The sequence below is a fragment of the Microbacterium sp. Bi128 genome (assembly GCF_918698205.1).
In genome coordinates this window covers 1-17,970 of record NZ_CAKKMM010000018.1, presented here as the reverse complement: position 1 = coordinate 17,970, position 17,970 = coordinate 1, and the positions used below count along the sequence as shown (strand labels likewise).

18 protein-coding genes are annotated in these 17,970 nt (G+C 70.1%); 4 read left to right on the top strand and 14 right to left on the bottom strand.

Annotated features, from left to right (window positions below; translation table 11 throughout):
- Positions 1-54: 54 nt before the first annotated feature.
- On the bottom strand, positions 55-798 hold the full coding sequence (locus LQV45_RS03045; protein ID WP_230005685.1) for a hypothetical protein: 744 nt from the start codon (positions 796-798) through the stop codon (positions 55-57).
- A complete protein-coding gene (locus LQV45_RS03040) occupies positions 795-1,841 on the bottom strand; it encodes a Gfo/Idh/MocA family protein (RefSeq protein ID WP_230005684.1) in 1,047 nt (348 codons plus the stop codon). The genes LQV45_RS03045 and LQV45_RS03040 overlap by 4 nt, the downstream gene beginning before the upstream one ends.
- A 109-nt stretch (positions 1,842-1,950) precedes the next feature.
- Here LQV45_RS03040 and LQV45_RS03035 point away from each other — a divergent pair, with 109 nt between their 5' ends.
- The 3 genes from LQV45_RS03035 to LQV45_RS03025 are packed head-to-tail and all read left to right on the top strand — an operon-like array spanning position 1,951 to position 4,729.
- Complete coding sequence (locus LQV45_RS03035) at positions 1,951-3,225, top strand: ROK family protein (protein ID WP_230005683.1); 1,275 nt, start codon at positions 1,951-1,953, stop codon at positions 3,223-3,225.
- 47 nt (positions 3,226-3,272) lie between these two features.
- Entirely contained in the window at positions 3,273-3,686 is a 414-nt protein-coding gene (locus tag LQV45_RS03030) for a DUF6379 domain-containing protein (RefSeq protein ID WP_230005682.1), read from the top strand.
- Complete coding sequence (locus tag LQV45_RS03025; RefSeq protein ID WP_230005681.1) at positions 3,683-4,729, top strand: restriction endonuclease subunit R; 1,047 nt, start codon at positions 3,683-3,685, stop codon at positions 4,727-4,729. Before LQV45_RS03030 ends, LQV45_RS03025 begins: the two co-directional genes overlap by 4 nt.
- Here LQV45_RS03025 and LQV45_RS03020 read toward each other — a convergent pair.
- From LQV45_RS03020 to LQV45_RS02965, 12 genes are all read right to left on the bottom strand, one after another.
- Positions 4,711-5,574 (bottom strand): ThuA domain-containing protein, encoded by an 864-nt coding sequence (locus tag LQV45_RS03020; protein ID WP_230005680.1) that lies wholly within the window; start codon positions 5,572-5,574, stop codon positions 4,711-4,713. The two genes, LQV45_RS03025 and LQV45_RS03020, sit on opposite strands and share 19 nt — an antisense overlap.
- A gap of 4 nt (positions 5,575-5,578) precedes the next feature.
- Positions 5,579-6,583 carry a sugar phosphate isomerase/epimerase gene (locus LQV45_RS03015; RefSeq protein ID WP_230005679.1) on the bottom strand — a complete coding sequence of 335 codons (1,005 nt, stop codon included), beginning with the start codon at positions 6,581-6,583 and terminating at the stop codon, positions 5,579-5,581.
- 11 nt (positions 6,584-6,594) lie between these two features.
- Positions 6,595-7,782, bottom strand: coding sequence for a Gfo/Idh/MocA family protein (locus LQV45_RS03010; protein ID WP_230005678.1), 1,188 nt, complete (start codon positions 7,780-7,782; stop codon positions 6,595-6,597).
- Positions 7,779-8,195, bottom strand: coding sequence for a DUF6379 domain-containing protein (locus tag LQV45_RS03005; RefSeq protein WP_230005677.1), 417 nt, complete (start codon positions 8,193-8,195; stop codon positions 7,779-7,781). The genes LQV45_RS03010 and LQV45_RS03005 overlap by 4 nt, the downstream gene beginning before the upstream one ends.
- 9 nt (positions 8,196-8,204) lie before the next feature.
- Positions 8,205-8,990, bottom strand: coding sequence for a nuclear transport factor 2 family protein (locus tag LQV45_RS03000; RefSeq protein WP_230005676.1), 786 nt, complete (start codon positions 8,988-8,990; stop codon positions 8,205-8,207).
- Positions 8,987-10,021, bottom strand: coding sequence for a sugar phosphate isomerase/epimerase (locus tag LQV45_RS02995; RefSeq protein ID WP_230005675.1), 1,035 nt, complete (start codon positions 10,019-10,021; stop codon positions 8,987-8,989). Before LQV45_RS02995 ends, LQV45_RS03000 begins: the two co-directional genes overlap by 4 nt.
- Positions 10,014-11,138, bottom strand: a complete 1,125-nt coding sequence (locus LQV45_RS02990; protein WP_230005674.1) for a sugar phosphate isomerase/epimerase — start codon at positions 11,136-11,138, stop codon at positions 10,014-10,016. Before LQV45_RS02990 ends, LQV45_RS02995 begins: the two co-directional genes overlap by 8 nt.
- Positions 11,135-11,527: a DUF6379 domain-containing protein gene (locus LQV45_RS02985; RefSeq protein WP_230005673.1), complete on the bottom strand. Its 393-nt coding sequence runs from the start codon at positions 11,525-11,527 to the stop codon at positions 11,135-11,137. The genes LQV45_RS02990 and LQV45_RS02985 overlap by 4 nt, the downstream gene beginning before the upstream one ends.
- An 89-nt stretch (positions 11,528-11,616) precedes the next feature.
- A complete protein-coding gene (locus tag LQV45_RS02980) occupies positions 11,617-13,131 on the bottom strand; it encodes a GMC oxidoreductase (protein ID WP_230005672.1) in 1,515 nt (504 codons plus the stop codon).
- Positions 13,128-13,922, bottom strand: coding sequence for a TIM barrel protein (locus LQV45_RS02975; RefSeq protein WP_230005671.1), 795 nt, complete (start codon positions 13,920-13,922; stop codon positions 13,128-13,130). The genes LQV45_RS02980 and LQV45_RS02975 overlap by 4 nt, the downstream gene beginning before the upstream one ends.
- Positions 13,923-13,992: 70 nt before the next feature.
- Positions 13,993-14,829 (bottom strand): carbohydrate ABC transporter permease, encoded by an 837-nt coding sequence (locus tag LQV45_RS02970; protein ID WP_230005670.1) that lies wholly within the window; start codon positions 14,827-14,829, stop codon positions 13,993-13,995.
- Positions 14,829-15,794: a carbohydrate ABC transporter permease gene (locus LQV45_RS02965; RefSeq protein WP_230005669.1), complete on the bottom strand. Its 966-nt coding sequence runs from the start codon at positions 15,792-15,794 to the stop codon at positions 14,829-14,831. The genes LQV45_RS02970 and LQV45_RS02965 overlap by 1 nt, the downstream gene beginning before the upstream one ends.
- A 156-nt stretch (positions 15,795-15,950) precedes the next feature.
- Here LQV45_RS02965 and LQV45_RS02960 point away from each other — a divergent pair.
- Positions 15,951-17,970, top strand: a 2,020-nt coding sequence (locus LQV45_RS02960; protein ID WP_290370197.1) for a glycosyl hydrolase, incomplete at its 3' end; no start/stop codon positions are given.

The window sequence follows — 17,970 nt, the reverse complement described above, 5'->3', positions numbered from 1 at the left end:
ACCGAAGTCGGTATCAGGGAAGCCGATCCTGTGGATGCCGAGTATCGACCGGGCTTATGTCATCGAGGCGATCGCGTCATCTCGGCGCAGATCCTCGAGGTCGGTGAGCCGTTCCCCCGCGCGCAGCGCCTCCAGGAGACGTCGGAGCGCGAGACGTTCGGCGGCCTCACGCCGCGGTGCGAGGACGACACGGCCCGCGGCATCCTCGTGGACCACCTCGATGGTCGCGGCAGCGGAGTCCACGCGCACCTCGACGCGTCGGGGCCCGAGCGTCAGAGCCGTGAGCGCGTCCCCGACACCCGCCCCGCCGACGCTGCGCGTGACACTGACCCCGACCCCGGGGCCCGCGAGCGCACGCACGTCCGCGACCGGGGTCTCCGCCCGCGCAACGACCTCGAGCGGCCCGCCCGCGAGCACGCGCGCCCAGCCGACCGCGTCGCGGAGCAGCGCGGACGCCTCGGACGGCGCGCCCCACGCGTCGACCGTGACGTGCGTCGGAGCCACGGGCGGACGTGCATCCGCCACGACATCGGCGCGCAGCCGCCGTCGCGCGATCACGACGGGTACGGCCAGCTTCTGCACCCGCGCGTGGGCGGCCGCGGGCGCGGGCTGCGGCTCGTCGACCACGATGCCGGGCGCATCGGCCATGCGCTCCAGGCGGTCCCACCAGGCACCGCGCCCGTCGATGACGCGCAGGGCGCCCACCCCGTCAGCTTCGGCGATGCGCACGAGCGGGGCCAGCTCGGCCACCGCCGCGCGGTAGGGCGCGAGGTCGGTCGCCACCGGCCACGCGCTCATCGTGCACCCGCCGTCCGCACCGCCGTGGCGGCACCGTCGGCGACGGCGATGACGAACAGGGCGTCGGCCCGTAACTCGTCGTACTCCATCGCCGTCTCTCCGCGCAGCATCGCGGCGAGCGCGCGCCACTCGGCGTCGTAGCCGTCGCGCCGGTCGATCGGGTACGTCGTCTGCACGCCCCGACCGTCGCGCACCGACGTGCGCGCGCTGCCCGCGTGCACGAACGGCGGCGGGAAGTCCACGTCGATCCGCGCCCGATCGGTCGCGACGTTCACGCGCCAGAGCGAATCCGCCCCCTCGGGCGCCATCACGACGGTGAAGCGCACGAGCGCCTCGGGCGCCCGCAGGGCGAGGTCGAAGCCGACCGGGGGGATCGCGCGTGCCCACACGACCTCGGTCGCGTCCGGCACGAGATCGCGCACGAGCGGGAGGTCGTGGACGGCCAGCCCCACGACGAGGTGACGGACGATGGCGGCGCACTGTTCCGGGTCGGTGAGATCGAGCGCCGGTCGGGCCGGGCCCGGTGCCGCCGGCAGCGGCGCACCCGTGACGAGCTCGTGATAGCGGCCGTTGGGAGCCAGCGACAGCGTGACCGATACCGAGACGACGCGGTCCCGCGTGGCGTGGAGGTGTCGGGTGGCCCGTGACCACGCGGGGTCGAAGAGGTGGTTGGTGCCGACGACGAGCAGCGCGCCCGCGGCGGCGCACTCGGACACGATCCGCTCGGCGTCGGCCGACGTGGTGGCCAGGGGTTTCTCGCAGAAGATCGCCCGACGGCCGGCCGCGAGGCTCGCGCGCACGTGCGCCGCGTGCTGGTCGGGCGGGCTGCACACCGCGACGACCTCGACCTCGGGGTCGTCGAGCAGCTGATCGACACCGGTCGAGGCGCGGGCCCCGAAACGCTCGGCGATCACGGCCGCGCGGCCGCTCCCCCCGTCGCCGACGTGCACCAGCCGGAAGTCGCCCCCGGTCCGCGCGAGGGTGGGCGCGTGCAGCGCCGCGACGCCCGGCCCCGCCCCGATGATGCCCACACCCCAGGTCATGTCGCTCCCTCGCGTCACTTCAGCTCGAATCACGCTGAAGTTCGAGACTAATGAACCATAGATGCGGCGAAACCAGGAGTCGGTGCGCGGGCTTATGTGAAGATCGAGCATGGCCAACGACTCCACCCTTCGATTCGGGGCTCAGACCGACGAGGTCACCAGCATGCTCCGGATCGTCAACATGGTCCGTCTCGGCGAGGCGGTCACCCGTCCCGACATCGGCCGCGTGACCGGCCTCGGGCGCGGCGTCGTGACCCAGCGCGTCGATCGCGCCATCGCGATGGGCTTCCTGGAAGACGCGGAGTACGCCCCCTCCTCCGGGGGGCGAGCGCCCCGCACCCTGCGTTTCCGCGCCGAACGCGGTCGGATCGTGGTGTGCGCGCTCGGCGGCCTCCACATCCACGTCGGCGTCACCGACCTCGACGGCGAGATCCTCGCCGAGGCCCACCGGGAGTGGGACATCGCCCGCGGTCCGGAGCCGACGCTCGCGACCGCGACGGCCATGGTCGACGACCTGCTCGCCGCGGACGGAGACCCGTCGGTCTGGGCGATCGTGGTGGGCCTGCCCGGCCCCGTCGACTTCGAGACCGGGCGGCCGGTGGCGCCGCCCATCATGCCCGGATGGAACAACTACGACGTGCGTTCGCACTTCGAGCAGCGGTACGACGCGCCCGTGTGGGTCGACAACGACGTCAACCTGCTCGCCGCGGGGGAACGCGCACGGCGCCGCGACGACCACCCCGACCTCATCTATTGCAAGGTGGGCACGGGTATCGGCGCCGGGCTCGTCTCGCGCGGTCGACTGCACCGCGGAGCCAACGGCGCCGCGGGCGACGTGGGACACGTCCGCGTCCCGGGTGCGCAGCAGCAGTGCCGGTGCGGGAAGATCGGATGCCTCGAAGCCGTGGCCGGCGGCTGGGCTCTGGTGCGTGATGCCCACGAAGCGGTGACCGCCGGCGGCACGGGAGCGATCGCCGAGATCATCGCCTCCGGCGCGGTGCTCGCCCCCGAGGACATCTCCCGCGCCGCCGAGCGCGGCGACGCGCTCGCGATCTCGCTGGTGCAGGCCTCGGCCCGCCAGGTCGGCGAGGCGGTCGCGGCGCTGGTGAACATGTTCAACCCCGGCGTCATCATCGTCGGCGGCGCGGTCGCGGCAGCCGGCGAGCTGTTCCTGGCCGAGGTGCGCCACCGCGTCTACGAGCTGTCGCTCCCCCTGGCCACGCGCGACCTGTCGATCTCCACGAGCGTCAACGACGCACGGGAGCCGGTGCGCGGAGGAGTGGACCTGGCCCGCGAGCAGCTGTTCGAGGTCGTGTTCCCCCGCTGGTTCGCCGAGGGGCGCCCGACCCTCGCGGCGATCCGGGGCGAAGCGCTTTCCGCGTGAGAGCCACTTCTTCCCAAATACGACATTAGTCGGTAGCTTCAGGACTTATGGCCCTGACCCCGCTGCGCGACGATGCGCTGCAGACCGTGTCCGACGGGTACGCCGTCCGGCTGTCGCTCCCGTGGATCCGCTCCCTCCCCCTCTCGAGCCTCGTCGAGCCCGCGGTCCGCATCGACGATCGGCCGGTGCCCTGCCGGGTGGTGGTCGGCGACCGCGTCATCGATCCCGACGATCTCGCAACCGAGACCCGGTGGTGGTACCTCCAGGACCGCGTCGTCCTGCGCGTGACGGATGCCGCGACCCCCGGCGTCCACGAGGTGTCGGTGTCGTTCCGGCTCGCGATCCCGTACCTGGACGGCGGTCCGGACGGGCCGCTCGAGCTGCCGTTCCGATGCGCGCGCCCTCTCGTCGCCGACGCATCGTCGCCGTCGGTCTCGCTCGATGTCGGGATCGCCGCGTGACCGGCCTGCCCGCGACCTGGCGCTTCTCGGCCAGCGCGTTCAACGTGACCCCCGAGGTCATCCGCGCGGAACGCACCGCCCCGGATCTCGCGCTCTCGCTCGTCCACCGCGGGATCGCATCCGAGATCGAGGTCGAGCTGGGCCAGCTGTGGCGCGGGTACCCCGAGGCGACCCCGGACGAGGCGCGGGAGCTCCGCGAACGCCTCGCCGCGGCGGGTGGACGCGTGAGCATCGTCGGAGTGAGCATCGACGAGTGGGATGGCCGCCGTCGCCGCAGCGACGACGAGCGCCTGGCGTTCCTCGAACCGCAGCTGCGCACGTCGGCGGCCCTCGGCGCCGCGGGCGTGCGGCTCCCGATCGGCCAGGCCGGGGCGCTGCTCGAACGCCTCGTCCCCCTGCTCGACGACCTCGACCTCGTGCTCTATGAAGAAGCGCAGGGGCACCAGACGCCGGCGGCGGTGCCCGACGCGTACGCCCGCATCGCGGCGCTCGACACCCCTCGCGTACGCCTGCTGCTGGATATCAGCATGCTGATGCCGGCGCTGCCCGTGACTTACCTCGACGAGCTCGCGCGGGGACGGATCGACCCGGCGCTGGTGGCCCTCCTCACCGACCACTGGCGCGAGCCCGACACGCACGCCGCGGTGGTCGACCATCTGCGGTCCGGCCGCGTGCCGGGGCCGGTGCACACGCTCTACATGAACCTCCTCGTGCGCTTCGGGCGCTCGGAGGTCGCCGACGTGGCATCCGTACTGCCCCTGTTGGGCGGGATCCACATGAAGTTCTGGGACCTCGACGACACCGACGGGCGGATCACCCGCCCGATCCGCGACCTGGGCACCGTGCTGCGCACCACCGAGTACGCCGGAACGCTCTGCAGCGAATGGGGCGGGCAGGAATGGCTCGCCGACGACCCGTGGGCGGTCACGGGCCGCCACCTCGCGCTCGCGCGATCCGCGCTGGAGGAGGCGGCCGTCGCGTCACCGAAACAGGCGCCGTCCCCACGCGGAGACGGCGCCGCGCCTCACCCCTCGCCGTTGTAGTACGGCCAGGGGGTGATGCGGCGGTCGCCGCGGCGGTCGGGACCGGTGAGCGTCACCTCGCCCGTCGCCGCCCACTCCACCCCGCGCGGGAACATGCGGATGAACTCGATCCGCCGGAACGTGTCGATGTCGTGCCCGATCGTGATCGTGAACGACCGGCCGGCGCCGTACTCGTTGATCCACGCGAGCGGCTGGTCGGTGTTGATGCCCGGCAGCGCCGCGATCCCTCCCTCGGGGATGTCGACGGGGTAGTGCGACATGGGCCACATGGGGGCCTTCTCGTACGCCTCGAGGTCGTCGAAGGTCGTCAACAGCACCCGGGCGCCGTCGTACATCTGCACGCCGACGAGGATGTCGTCGCCCGTGACGGTCCACGTCGCGGTGATGCCCTCGGTGATCGGATGCCGCGGCTCGGTCGTCCGCAGGAGCGCCTCGCCCCACGGGCGCGGACGCAACCCGGTCTCCCACGCGCTGAGCTTCGCGCCGCGCATGACGTTGTACTCCTCGGGATAGCCCCAGCGGTCCTCCTGGGCGGCGGACCCGTGGAACCACACGATCCCCTTGCCGTCGTCGTGCACGAACCGGAGGATCGCGGCATCCGTTTCGGCTCCGAATCCGGTCGCCATGTCGTGGTAGCCGTCGCGGCCCTCGAAGACCACGATGAGCACGTCGTACTTGTCGATGACGGCCGCGGGGAGGCCGCGCGGGTCTTCGACGACGCGGACGGTGAACCGCCCGGTGTCCTCGAGCAGCGTCGTGATCCACTGATTGTGCAGGCGGAAGCTCCGGTGCGCGTTGTCGTGCTCCGAGGTCATGTGCCCCGACAGGATGAGGACGTGGAGCACCCGCTCAGCCCTTCGAGCTGAACGCCGCGTCGAAGAGCTGGTGCGGCGGGGTGATCTCGCCGAGCTTGCGCACGAACGCGAGCGCCTCCGGGCCGCCGACGAGCCGGTCCATGCCGGCGTCCTCCCACTCCACGCTCGTCGGACCGTCGTAGCCGATCGCGTTGAGCGCCCGGAACAGCGGCTCCCAGGGCACGGCGCCGTGACCGGTCGAGACGAACGTCCATCCGCGGCGAGGGTTGTCCCACGACAGGTGCGAGCCGAGCACACCGTTGCGGCCGTCGAGGTTGGTCACCGACTCCTTGCAGTGGACGTGGAAGATGTGGTCCGCGTAGTCCAGGACGAACGCCACCGAGTCCAGCTGCTGCCAGACGAAGTGCGACGGGTCGAAGTTGAACCCGAAGCTCGGGCGGTGCCCGATCGCCTCGAGGGTCTTCTTCGCGGTCCAGTAGTCGTAGGCGATCTCGGACGGGTGCACCTCGAGGGCGAAGCGCACGCCCACCTCGTCGAAGACGTCGAGGATGGGGTTCCACCGGTCGGCGAAGTCGCGGTATCCGGCCTCGATCATCGCCTCCGAGGCGGGCGGGAACATCGCGACGTACTTCCAGATGCTCGACCCGGTGAACCCGGTGACCGTCGTCACGCCGAGCTTCGCGGCGAAACGCGCCGTGTTCTTGAGGTCTTCGGCCGCGCGCTGCCGCACGCCCTCGGCATCCCCGTCGCCCCACACCCGCGCGGGCACGATGTCGTGGTGCCGCTCGTCGATGGGGTCGTCGCACACGGCCTGCCCGACGAGGTGGTTCGCGATCGTCCAGACCTTCAGACCGTGGCGCTCGAGGATGTCGAGCCGCGACTGCACGTAGTCGGCGTCGTCCCAGCGGGAGACGTCGATGTGGTCGCCCCAGCAGGCGATCTCGAGGCCGTCATAGCCCCACTCGCCTGCGAGGCGCGCGACCTCTTCGAACGGCAGGTCGGCCCACTGGCCGGTGAACAGGGTGATCGGGCGTGCCATGACGAGACCTTTCAAGCGGGAAGGGAGGATGCGACGCTCGTCCACGCGGACTCGCGTGCCGAACTGCGCTCGACCGCGTCGAGCACCCGCTGCACGGCGAGGCCCTCCGCGAACGAGGGGTGCGGGTCGGTGCCGGCGTCGATCGCGCCGACGAGGTCGACCACCTGATGGGTGAAGCCGTGCTCGTAGCCGAGCAGGTGACCGGCGGGCCACCACGCCGACACGTACGGGTGCACAGGCTCGGTGACGAGGATCTGCGTGAACCCCTGGCGTCCCTCGGGAGCCGTGCGGTCGTAGAACCGCAGGCTGTTGAGGTCTTCCAGGTCGAACGCGAGCGCGCCCCGATCGCCCGACACCTCGATCGTGAGGGCGTTCTTGCGGCCCGTGGCGAAGCGCGTCGCCTCGAACGACGCGAGCGCCCCGTTCGCCAGATGCCCGGTGAAGATCGCGGCGTCGTCGACCGTGACGTCGCCGACGCCCTCGCCGGCCGACCCCGACAGCCCCGACCCGGCGGCCTGCAACGGCCGCTGCTTCACGATCGTCTCCAGGATCCCCGAGACGCGGTCGACGCCCAGGCCCGTGACGAACTGCGCCATGTCGATGATGTGCGCACCGATGTCGCCGAGAGCCCCCGATCCGGCGTGCTCCTTCTGCAGGCGCCAGGCCAGCGGCATCCCGGGGTCGACGAGCCAGTCCTGCCGATACGCCGCACGCACCTGCTGCACGGTGCCGACCGCGCCCTCGGCGATCATGTCGCGCATCAGGGTCACCGCCGGCACGCGGCGGTACGTGAATCCCACCATCGACCGGATGCCGCGCCCCCGCGCCCGTTCAGCGGCGGTCGCCATGGCCTCGGCCTCCGCGACGGTGTTGGCGAGCGGCTTCTCGCACAGCACGTGCTTGCCCGCCTCCAGCGCCGCGATCGCGATCTCGGCGTGCGAGTCCCCCGGGGTGACGATGTCGACGACGTCGATGTCGTCGCGCGCGATCACCTCGCGCCAATCGGTGGACGACTCCGCCCACCCCCATTGCACGGCGGCGGATGCCACGGCATCCGCGTTCCGGCCCACCACGACGGCCAGCTCGACCGCGCGCGGGAGGTCGAACACCCGCGGCGCCTGGCGCCAACCGACCGAGTGCGCCGCCCCCATGAAGCCGTAGCCGATCATGGCGACGCGGAGCGGTCGGGGACTGGTCATGCCAGCACCAGTTCGCGCTCGACCGGGACGCGGTTGGTGACGTACCGACCGGGGCCGCCGTCGACGCCGGGCATGATCTGCATGTAGAGAAGACGCATCGTGAGGACGACCTCGACCGTCACCTTCTCCCCCGCCGCGGGCGGGGTGTCGAGGTGGATGAGCACGTCGGGCCGGTCGGCGACGAACCAGAGCGTGTCGGACTGCTCGGGCAGCTCCTCGACGCGATACTCGCGCCCCTCGAGCGCGAAGCGGAGGTCGTCGGTGGGAACGGCGACCCCGTTCACGGTGGCCGCGACCCCGTCGACGGCCGACAGCCACAGGCTGCGGTACCAGGGCAGCTGGAGCGAGACGGCGAGCCCGTCGTCGGTGCGACGGACGTCCTTCTCGGAGAAGAGCGAGTTGTGGGTGGCCATGGGTCTCTCCTAGGCGAACGTGTCGGTGAAGTGCTCGTGGGCGACGGGCGGCACCGGCTCGAGCTTCTGCGTGGTCTGCGGGCTGTACGGGTGGTTCTTCGCCGGAACGGGCTCATCGGCCGGGGGCATGAAGACGGGCGTGCCGTCGTCGCCGAAGTACATGAGGTCGAGGTCGAAGGCGCCCTGGTTCTTCAGGCCGAAGCTCACCCAGTTCTCCTCGAAGGGCGCGCGGGCCAGCTCGTAGCAGCGGAAGGTCCAGAACTTCCACTCGCCGTCCTGCTTGAGGAAGTCGATGGCGTACTTGCACCAGACCCAGTGGGCCCACACCTTCTTGCCCAGCACCTCGTCGGGCGAGTACATGTCGGGGAACGCCTCGGCCACGGTCGGGTCGGTCAGACCCGATTCGGTGCCCGCCATCATCCAGACGCCCTTGGCGGTCTTGCCGTCGGCGGCGACCTCGATCACGGGGGTGTTCGTCGCGTGGAGGATGAGCTTGCCCTCGGGGTGGGGGCGACCGCGGTGGTAATCGGTGACGCTCTGCCACGTCGTGTACTGACCGGCGTTGGTGTATCTCGCGCGAATGCCCTCGGTGCCCTCCTTCACCCACAGCGGGATGATCTGCTCGTCCTCGAAGGCGTTGTGCAGGTACATGTATCGGTTGAAGAGGTTCTCGACCTGACCGCGGTCCTCGGCGCGCTGCGCCAGCCGCTGCGCGGCCTCGACCTGTGCGCGCAGACGGGCGACCTCGGCGACGAGCTCGGAGACGGATGCCTCGGCGGCGGTGTCCCGTGTCATGCGGGGCTCCCCACCCGGACGGCATCCTCGATGGCCTGACGCATGAGCGCGTGCTGCTTCTTGACGAGGTCGATCGGGTCGCTCTCGCCGAGGTCGCTGAACGCGTGTCCCTCCCATTCGCTGGAGAGGTAGCCCTCGTAGCCCCCCTCGACGAACTGCCGCACGATGCGCGGGATATCCATCGCGGGTTCCTGCCCGTCGGCACCGATGTCGTAGAACTTCGCGTGCACGTGGAAGATCTGCGGCATGATGTCCAGCCACTCCTCCGGCGGGACGAGTCCGTGCATGTTGAACGCCAGGCGCGTGAACGGGCCGAAGCGGAGGAAGTCGACGCCCTCGCCCGAGAGGTAGTCCTCGAACTTCTGGTTGCGCACGTGCATCGGCGTCGGCTCGTGCCAGATCTCCTCCATCACCGGGAAGTGCTTCTCGTCCATGCCCATCTGGCCGAGCGTGCGCAGCAGCGTCGGCGAGAGGGAGTGCATCGTCGAGGAGAAATCGGCGGTGAACCCGAGGCGGTCGGACTGCAGTTCGTCGTACATCTCCCGCATCTCCACGACCTTGGGGTCGTTGGGACCCGAGGGAGCGTGGATCTCGTAGCCGAGCTTCTGGTCGTACTTCTCGGCCAGCGGGAGCAGACTGCGCAGCAGTTCCTTGCCGTGGGACCGGATCACGATCTTCGTGAAGCCGAGCGTGTGCGCGGCCTTCAGCTGCCGGGCGAGGAACTCGTGCTCTTCGTCGGGCGTCATGTCGCGGTCCTTGCGCCGCCCCATGTCGAGGTTCGTCCCGACGGCGCTGGCCTCGAGGCCGTACTTCTCGAGCGAGTCGAACCACAGCGTCACGAAGTCGGCGTCGACGTCGGGGTACGAGCGCAGCAACTGCGCGAAGTTGAACTCGACGCCCGGGCCGATGCCCTGGTCGTGCACCTCCCGGATGAGGGTCTCGGGCGTGTACTGACCGGCCGCGAACTCGCTGGTCATCGAGTACAGGGTGGTCCCGAGCTTGATGCCGGTCCCGGCGATGCCGTCACTCATGACGATTGTCCTTTCCGGCACGCACGGCGTGCGCGAGATGGGTGTCCAGGACGCGGCGGGCTTCCGCGGCATCCGTGATCATGCGGGAGCCGGCCTTCTCGGCCGCCGCCCGCTGGAGGGCCTGTTCGCCGCGGATGATCTCGAAGGGGCTCTGCCAGTGGTTCCAGTGCCAACCCTCGTACTCGCTGGAGACGGCACCGCTGTAGCCGTTGTCGACGAGCAGCGTGATGAGGTCGGCCACGGGCACCGAGGGCTCGTCGCCGTTCTCGTCGATGCCGAAGAACTTGCCGTGCACGTGCCGCACCCACGGCAGGATCTCGAGCCAGTCGTCCACGCGCGCGGGGCCGAACAGTCCCGTGCCGTTGATGCCGAAGTCGATGCCGAGGTCGGGCCGGCCGTACTGGTGACCGAGACCGATGAACCGTCCGAAGCGCTTCCCGTGTTCGGCCTGATCGGCGGGCGGGCCCTGCTCGTAGTACTCGTCCCACAGCGCGACGACGGCCGAGAGCAGCTCCTCGGACGCTCCCCGGCGGCGGTACGCCTCGATGAGCGACGGGGCGAAGCCGGTGACGGTGGCACCCCAGTCCATCGTGAAGCCGAGGAAGGGCGAGCCGACCTTCTCGTAGCGGTCGCGGAGCGCCAGGATGCGCGGGTGCGAGGCGTACTGGTCGGCGTGCACTTCGAGCGCGAGGGTGACGCCGTACTCTTCGGCGATGGGGGCGAGCGCTTCCATCGAGTCGGGCGTGAGCGAGATCTGCACGCGCGCGATCGGGAAGCCGAGCTTCGCCGCCGCCGCGATCTGCTTGCGCATGTAGGCGATGAGCTCGTCCTGGTCCATGAGCGCGTCGGGACGCAGGCCGATGTCGGCGTTCACGGCGAGCGAGGTGCGCACGAGCCCCACCTCGTCGACGAGATCCGAGAAGCGGCCGGCGAAGTGGTCGTCGATCTCGGGGAATCCGCGGAAGCTCGAGAACCCGATGATCTCGAGCCCCGGCCCGAAGCCCTCGGCCGCGGTCTTGCGGATGAGCTGGTCGAGGTCGTACTCGCGGCCGTGGAACGCGCGGGTGAAGCTGTACAGCGTCACCCCCTGGATGGGCGTGCCCTTCGTCTCGGTCATGCCACGACCTCCATGTTCTTCGTGTCGTGCTCCTCGATGTGGAGCACCTGGTCGTCGGCGATGATGATGTACGGGATGTAGAGCTCCAGGTCGACGCGCACCTCGTGCTCACCGCCGCCGTCGACCGCCAGCTCGCCCGACAGCACGGCCGAGTCGGTGGGGAACCACCACTGGTCGGTGTCGCCCTTCATGTCGGCGAACGTGGACTCCACGCCGTTCATCTGCCACCGCAGCGAGTCGGCCGGTGCCTCGACGCCGTCGATGGTGAGCTTCGCTCCGGAGATGCAGGATGCCGGCAGCGCCCGGTACCAGGGCAGGCGCACCTCGACCGCCGCCCGTCCGTCGCGCGCCTGCAGCGTGCCCTGCTCGATGATGCGATCCGGGATCACCGGGACCTCCTCGTCGGTGCGGCCGAAGCCGCTGACCTCTTTGTCTGGATTTCTACACTCTATTGTCGGATTCCTGCATAAGCAAGAGATCAGATGAGGGATGCCGCGATCGCGCGGGCTCCGCGGACCGCCAGGGCCACGGACGTCAGCGTCGGGTTGCACGCCGTCGCCGTCGGGATGACGCCGTTGCCGGCGACGTACAGGCCGGGAGTGCCCCACACCCGACTGTCGATGTCGCACACGCTCGTGCCGTCGTCCTCGAGCCCCATCCGGGTCGAGCCCTGATAGTGCAGAGACGACCCCGCCGGGAGCGTGAAGGGCCGGCTGTCCAGCGGATCGCCCACGGCCTCACCGAGCCGCACGATCTCCTGTCGCGCCCGCTCGATCACCTCTCGGTCGCGGGCGGTGAGGGTGTAGTGGATGCGGGGAGCCGGCATCCCGTATCCGTCGACGTGCACGTCGTCGAACTCGACGCGGTCCTCGGCTCGCAGATCCTTGGCGCAGAAGAGTCCGAGCCCCACGATCGACCCCGGGACGACCGGATCGTCCTCGGCGAGGGGGATCGGCGAGGCGTCCAGTTGCATGATCTGGCCGTGGAACGGCACGTCGTCGGTGAACGGCACCCAGCTGACCCCGCTGTACTCCGCGAGCCCCGTCGACGGGGCATCGGCGCCGAGGGGAGCGACGTCGCGCAAGCGCGACGCGAAGACGATCTGCGCCTGGTCGTTCAGGTAGCGGCCGAGAGCGGCCGGGCGGACACCCGAGGCCCACAGCAGCTGAGGCGTGCGCAACGCGTCGGCGGCGACGACCACGGCGCGCGCGGCGACCTCGTGCTCCTCACCGGTCCGCAGGTCGCGCACGACGACGCCGGCGGCGCGTCCCTCTGCGAGCCGCACCGACGTCACGAGCGACTCGTCGACCAGCGAGAACGCAGGGTTGTCGCGCGTCACCTCGCCCAGGACGACGTCCGACCCCGACCACACGAGACGGCCGTCGTCGCGCCGGTGCGCGGCCAGCGGCATCCGCTGCACCTTCGTCCCCGCGCTCCGACCCTCGTCGACCGCGGCGGCCAGGCGCTCGCGCACGATCGCACCGAACGGCGCCGCGTCAAAGGCGTCGGTCGTGACGCCGAGCAGCCGCTCGCCCTCGGCGAGCAGCTCGTCCATGTCGGGGACGAACGCGATGCGCTCGCTGCCGCCGGGCCGCGGACAGGCGCCGGTCCAGTGCGCGGCCATGCCGCCGACGTTGCTCGACATCGCGGCAACCGGCATCCCCTCCTCCCCGGGGAAGGCGTAGCCGTCCTCGAGCAGGAACGTCCCGGGACGCGCGCCCCGCACCCCTGCCTTGGCCGCTCCGGGATTCGCGACCTTCGCGCCCCGTTCGCCGGGACCCTCCGACGCCTGTTGCGCGCGGGCACGCGCGGTCGGGTCGCCGATGTTCTTCACGTGCGCGCCGGGCGGGTCCGACACCGTCGGCCCGACCTCGAACATCACGATCGTCGCCCCGGGAGCCTGCTCCGACAGGATCCGCGCGTAGGCCGCACCGGTCGGCCCGCTGCCGACGATGACGACGTCGACCGCCGTGGGGTACTCCCGGCCGCTCATGCCGATCGCGCGATCTCGACGACGTGGGCGACGGATGCCTCGGACGCGGTGGTCGGGTAGTACTCCAGGCCGACCGGCCCGTCGTAGCCGCTCGCGCGCAGCAGCGCGAACCGCTCCGCCCAGTCGAGCCCGCCCGTGCCGGGTTCACCGCGCCCGGGGGCGTCGGCGAGCTGCACGTACTTCACGATGTCGCCGGCGTTCGCGAGCTCGGCCCGCATGTCCTCGCCCTCGACGGCCGAGTGGTAGATGTCGTACAGCACACCGAAGAACGGCGAGTCGACGCCGCGCGCGACGAAGACGGCCTCGGCGGTGCGATCCAGCAGCGAGCCGGGGTGGTCGACCCGCACATTGACCGGTTCGAGCACGAGCGTGATGCCCGACCCGTCGATCTGCGCCATGGCCTTCTGGTAGATCTCGACGAGCTTGTCCAGCTGCACCTGGCGCTTCCATCCGCCGAACCCCGTCCCGCTGCCGACGACGATGCGCGGGCAGCCGAGGTCGCGGGCGATCGCGACGCCCTCGTCGAGCATGCGGAAGAACTCCGAGTGGTCCCACGGCGGGATCATGAACTGCGTGCGGGGCTCCGCCAGCTGCGCGGTCAGCTGCACGCCGGTCTCCTCGAGCGCGGCCTTCAGCGCCGGCAGGTCCTTCGGGGTCGCCGGGGCGTCGACGCCGGTCGGACCCCACATCTCGACGGCGTCGAAACCGGCCGCCGCGGCCGCGCGCACGCGATCGTGGTAGTCGCCGGCCTCGGTGAAGAGGAGTTCGATGTTGGGGGCGAGCTGGTACATGGGGGTCCTTTCAATGTGCGGGCGCGACGGTCGACGGATGCCGGGTCTCGTGGCATCCGCGGGGTGGGTCTCAGCCCTTGAGACCGCCGGCGAAGCCCTGGATGAACCGCTTCTGGGCGAACATGTAGAAGAGCAGAATCGGGATCATCGAGATGATCACGACGGCGAAGATCTTGTTCCACGCCGAGACCAGCCCGCCGACGTAGGTGTACATCGCCACCGGCAGCGTCTGCGTCGTCGAGCCGCCGAGGAAGATCAGCGAATTGAAGAAGTCGTTCCAGACGATGAGCCCGGCGAGGATCGCCACGGTTCCGGTCGCGGGCGCCATGAGCGGGAGCACCACCCGGAAGAAGGCCTGCACCGGGGATGCGCCGTCGATCACGGCGGCCTCTTCGTACTCCGTAGACAACCCGCGGAAGAAGCTGGCGTAGAGGAAGACCGACAGCGGCATGAGGATGCCGACCCAGAGCACGATCATGCCGAATGCGTTTCCGGTCAGGCCGATCGTGCGCGCCCCGATGTACAGCGGCACGGTGCCGAGCTGCGCGGGCAGGATGATGGCGATGAGCACGAGGTAGTAGGTGATGGTCGTCCATCTGCGCGTGCGCCGGGCGATCACGTAGGCCGCGACCGACCCGAACAGCACCAGCCCGAGGATCGACCCGGCCGTGATGATGACGCTGTTGAGGATGCTCATGGGGATGCTGTTGCGCCCGGTGGAGGTGAGCACCGCGATGAACGCCCCGAAGTCGAGCCCGCTGGGCGGGGCGACCGCGCTCGAGGTGAGGGCTTCCTGATCGCTCTTGAGGGAGGTTGTGATCAGGATGTACAACGGCAGCAGTCCGATCAGGGTCACCACCCAGACGAGGACTTCGCGAACAGCGGTGAACTTGGTGTAGCGGAACATCAGGAGACCTTCCCGACCTCGCGGTCGCGCGTGACGTACTGCTGGACGATCGCGAAGAACAGGATGATGAGGGTGAGCACGAGCGCGAGCGCCGACCCGAACCCGAACTGTCCGAGAGAGAACGCGTTCTTGTAGACCTCGGTGGCCAGCGTCTCGGTGGCCCCGGCCGGCCCGCCCCCGGTGAGGGCGAGGATCTGGTCGAAGATCCTCAACCCTTGGATCAGCCCCAGGGTGGTCGCGATGGCGATCGATGGACGGATGGCGGGGGCCACCACGTGCCAGAAGCGTCCCCAGACGCCCGCACCGTCGAGGGCGGCCGCCTCCTCGACCTCGATCGGCACCGAGGCGAGGCCGGCCAGGTAGATCACCATCGTGAAGCCGGTCTGCTGCCAGACGACCGTGATGAGGATCGCCCAGATCGACCAGGTGGGATCGGCCAGCCACGTCTTCTGGAGCGAATCCAGTCCGATCGCACCGAGGAAGCCGTTCAGCGGGCCGTTGAACTGGAAGATGAACTTCCAGACATAGGCCACCGCGAGCGGACTGAGCACCACCGGCATGAACAGCAGCGTCCGCAGGATGTACCGGGTCTTGAGCGTGCGATTGAGGGCCAGAGCGAACAGCAGCCCGCAGATGTTGGTGATGACGACCGAACCGAACGCCAGGAAGAGGGTGTTCCACACCGCTCCGAGCAGCTGGGGGTCGGCGAAGATCTTGGCGAAGTTGTCCAAGCCGGTGATCTGGAAAGAGCCGAGGCCGGTCCAGTTCGTGAAAGCGAAGAAGCCGCCGGTGAGGGTGGCGGCATATTGCACACCCAACACGAGAAGGATGGCGGGTAGAGCCCACCACCACTGTCCGTAGCTGATGAGCGGCTTGCCCCCGCGCACCGGGCGCTGAGACGTTCGCCGGGCCTTAGGCGGCACGGTGAGCGTCCGCGTGGTGTCCTGTTCGATGGTCACAGTCATCTGCTCTCTGACTTCTTCGTCATTGCGCTCCGTTGCGTCGAGCGCCGGTTCCTCGACTATCGCAGTCTTGTGTCGAAAAGGCACATTAGTCAGATGGATGGACCGCATAAGGAGGTGAATCCTCCGCCTCCCCTCCGTCGATGCGAGGATTCGGCAGTGACGACGACGCCGCACGATGACTCCCCCGACGATCTGTGGATCCGATTCGTCGAGCCACCCGACGAGGCGCGCCCCCGCGCCTGGTGGCACTGGATGGACGGCAACGCCGACGCCGAGGGCGCCGTCGCCGACCTCGAGTGGCTTCACCGCATCGGCGTGCGCGGCGTGCACATGTTCGACGGCGGCATGGGCATGCCGCTGGTGGTCGACGCCCCGCGGCATCCCGGGTCACCCGCGTGGGATGACGCTGTCGAGGCGGCCACCGTCACGGCGGCACGCCTGCGAATGGAGATCGCTATCGCAACGTCTGCGGGGTGGAGCGCGTCGGGCGGGCCGTGGGTGCAGCCCGAGGACGCGATGAAGAAGATCGTGTGGAGTGAGACCGTCGTCGAAGGCGGCAGCCGCCTCGACATCGCATTGCCTCCCTTACCCGACACCGCCGGCGCCTTTCAGGACACCGCCCGCCACACGACCGGCGCACCGCCGCGTTGGAGCAAGGACTGGCGTGTGGTCGCGTTCCCCGACGACGACGGGTACCGGCCCCACACGGCGACCGCCTATCGCGTCGACGGCGCGGAGATCGACGGAGCGGCCCTCACCGACGGGGCGTTCGGCCCGTGCGTACGCCTTCCGCGCGACCCCGACGCGTGGTCATCGGCAACCCTCGAAGCGGAGTTCCCCGAGCCGGTGACGGCGCGCGCTGTCGTGCTGGGACTGCCCGGTCCGCGGGGTTTCGGAGCAGCGCCCCCGCCGACAGCGGTCCTCCAGGCCGAAATCAGCCCCGGCGTCTTCCACGACGTGGTGCGCCTCGACCCCACGACGGTTCCTGCCCGCACGGCGTCGTTCGCCCCCGTGTCCGCGCGACGATTCCGCGTCGTCATTTCGGCAGCGAGCGCGGCGGAAGCTCTCCCGCCTGTGGCCCCCGGAGTGCGGATGCCACCCGTGCTGCGGCGCGCGGCGACCTTCGACGTCAGCGAGTTCGCGCTCTTCGACGCGGCCCGTGTCCATCACGCCGAGACCAAGGCGGGTTTCGGGATGGAACACGACTTCTACGCCGTCGACACCGGAACCGATGCATCGGGCACCCGCCTCGACCCCGCGAAGGTGATCGACCTCACTGCGGTGGTCGACGACGGGCGCCTTCGCTGGGACGCCCCGCCCGGCTCCTGGCGGGTCCTGCGCGTAGGTGCCTCACTCACCGGCCAGACCAATGGGCCGGCGCCGGCTATCTCCACCGGTCTGGAGGTCGACAAGCTCGATGCCCGACGAGTCGCGGCGTATCTCGATGTGCATCTGGAGCGATATCGACCGCGCACGGGACGCTTCGACGCGCTGCTGAGCGACAGCATCGAGGCCGGGGCGCAGAACTTCACGGACGACATCGACGCACGGTTCGCCGCCGCGCGCGGGTACGACGTGACGCCGTGGCTTCCGGCTCTCGCCGGGTACATCGTCGGCGACGGCGCACGCAGTGACGGCTTCTTGTACGACTATCGACGCACGCTCGGGGAGCTGTTGGCGACGCAGTACTACGGCACGCTCGCCGACGAAGCCCACACGCGCGGCATGACCTACTACGCCGAAGCCCTTGAGGACGGTCGACCCCAGTGGGGCGATGACCTCGCGATGCGCGCGCCTGCGGACGTTCCCATGGGGGCGATGTGGACCTTCTCGGCGGAGGACGGACCGCGGCCGACGTACGTCGCCGACCTGAAGGGCGCCGCGTCCGTCGCGCACGTGCACGGTCGCACCTGGACCGGCGCGGAGGCGTTCACCTCCTTCGGCGACCCGTGGGGATGGATGCCGTCGAACCTCAAGCACATCGCCGACCTGCAGCTCGCTCTGGGCGTCACGCGCTTCTGCATCCATACATCGCCCCACCAACCGGCATCCACCCCTCCGCCCGGGATCGCGCTGGCCCCGTTCCTCGGACAAGCCTTCACCCGGCAGGAGACCTGGGCCGAGATGGCGGGGCCCTGGGTGGACTACCTCGCGCGGTGCTCCCTGTTGCTCGCCA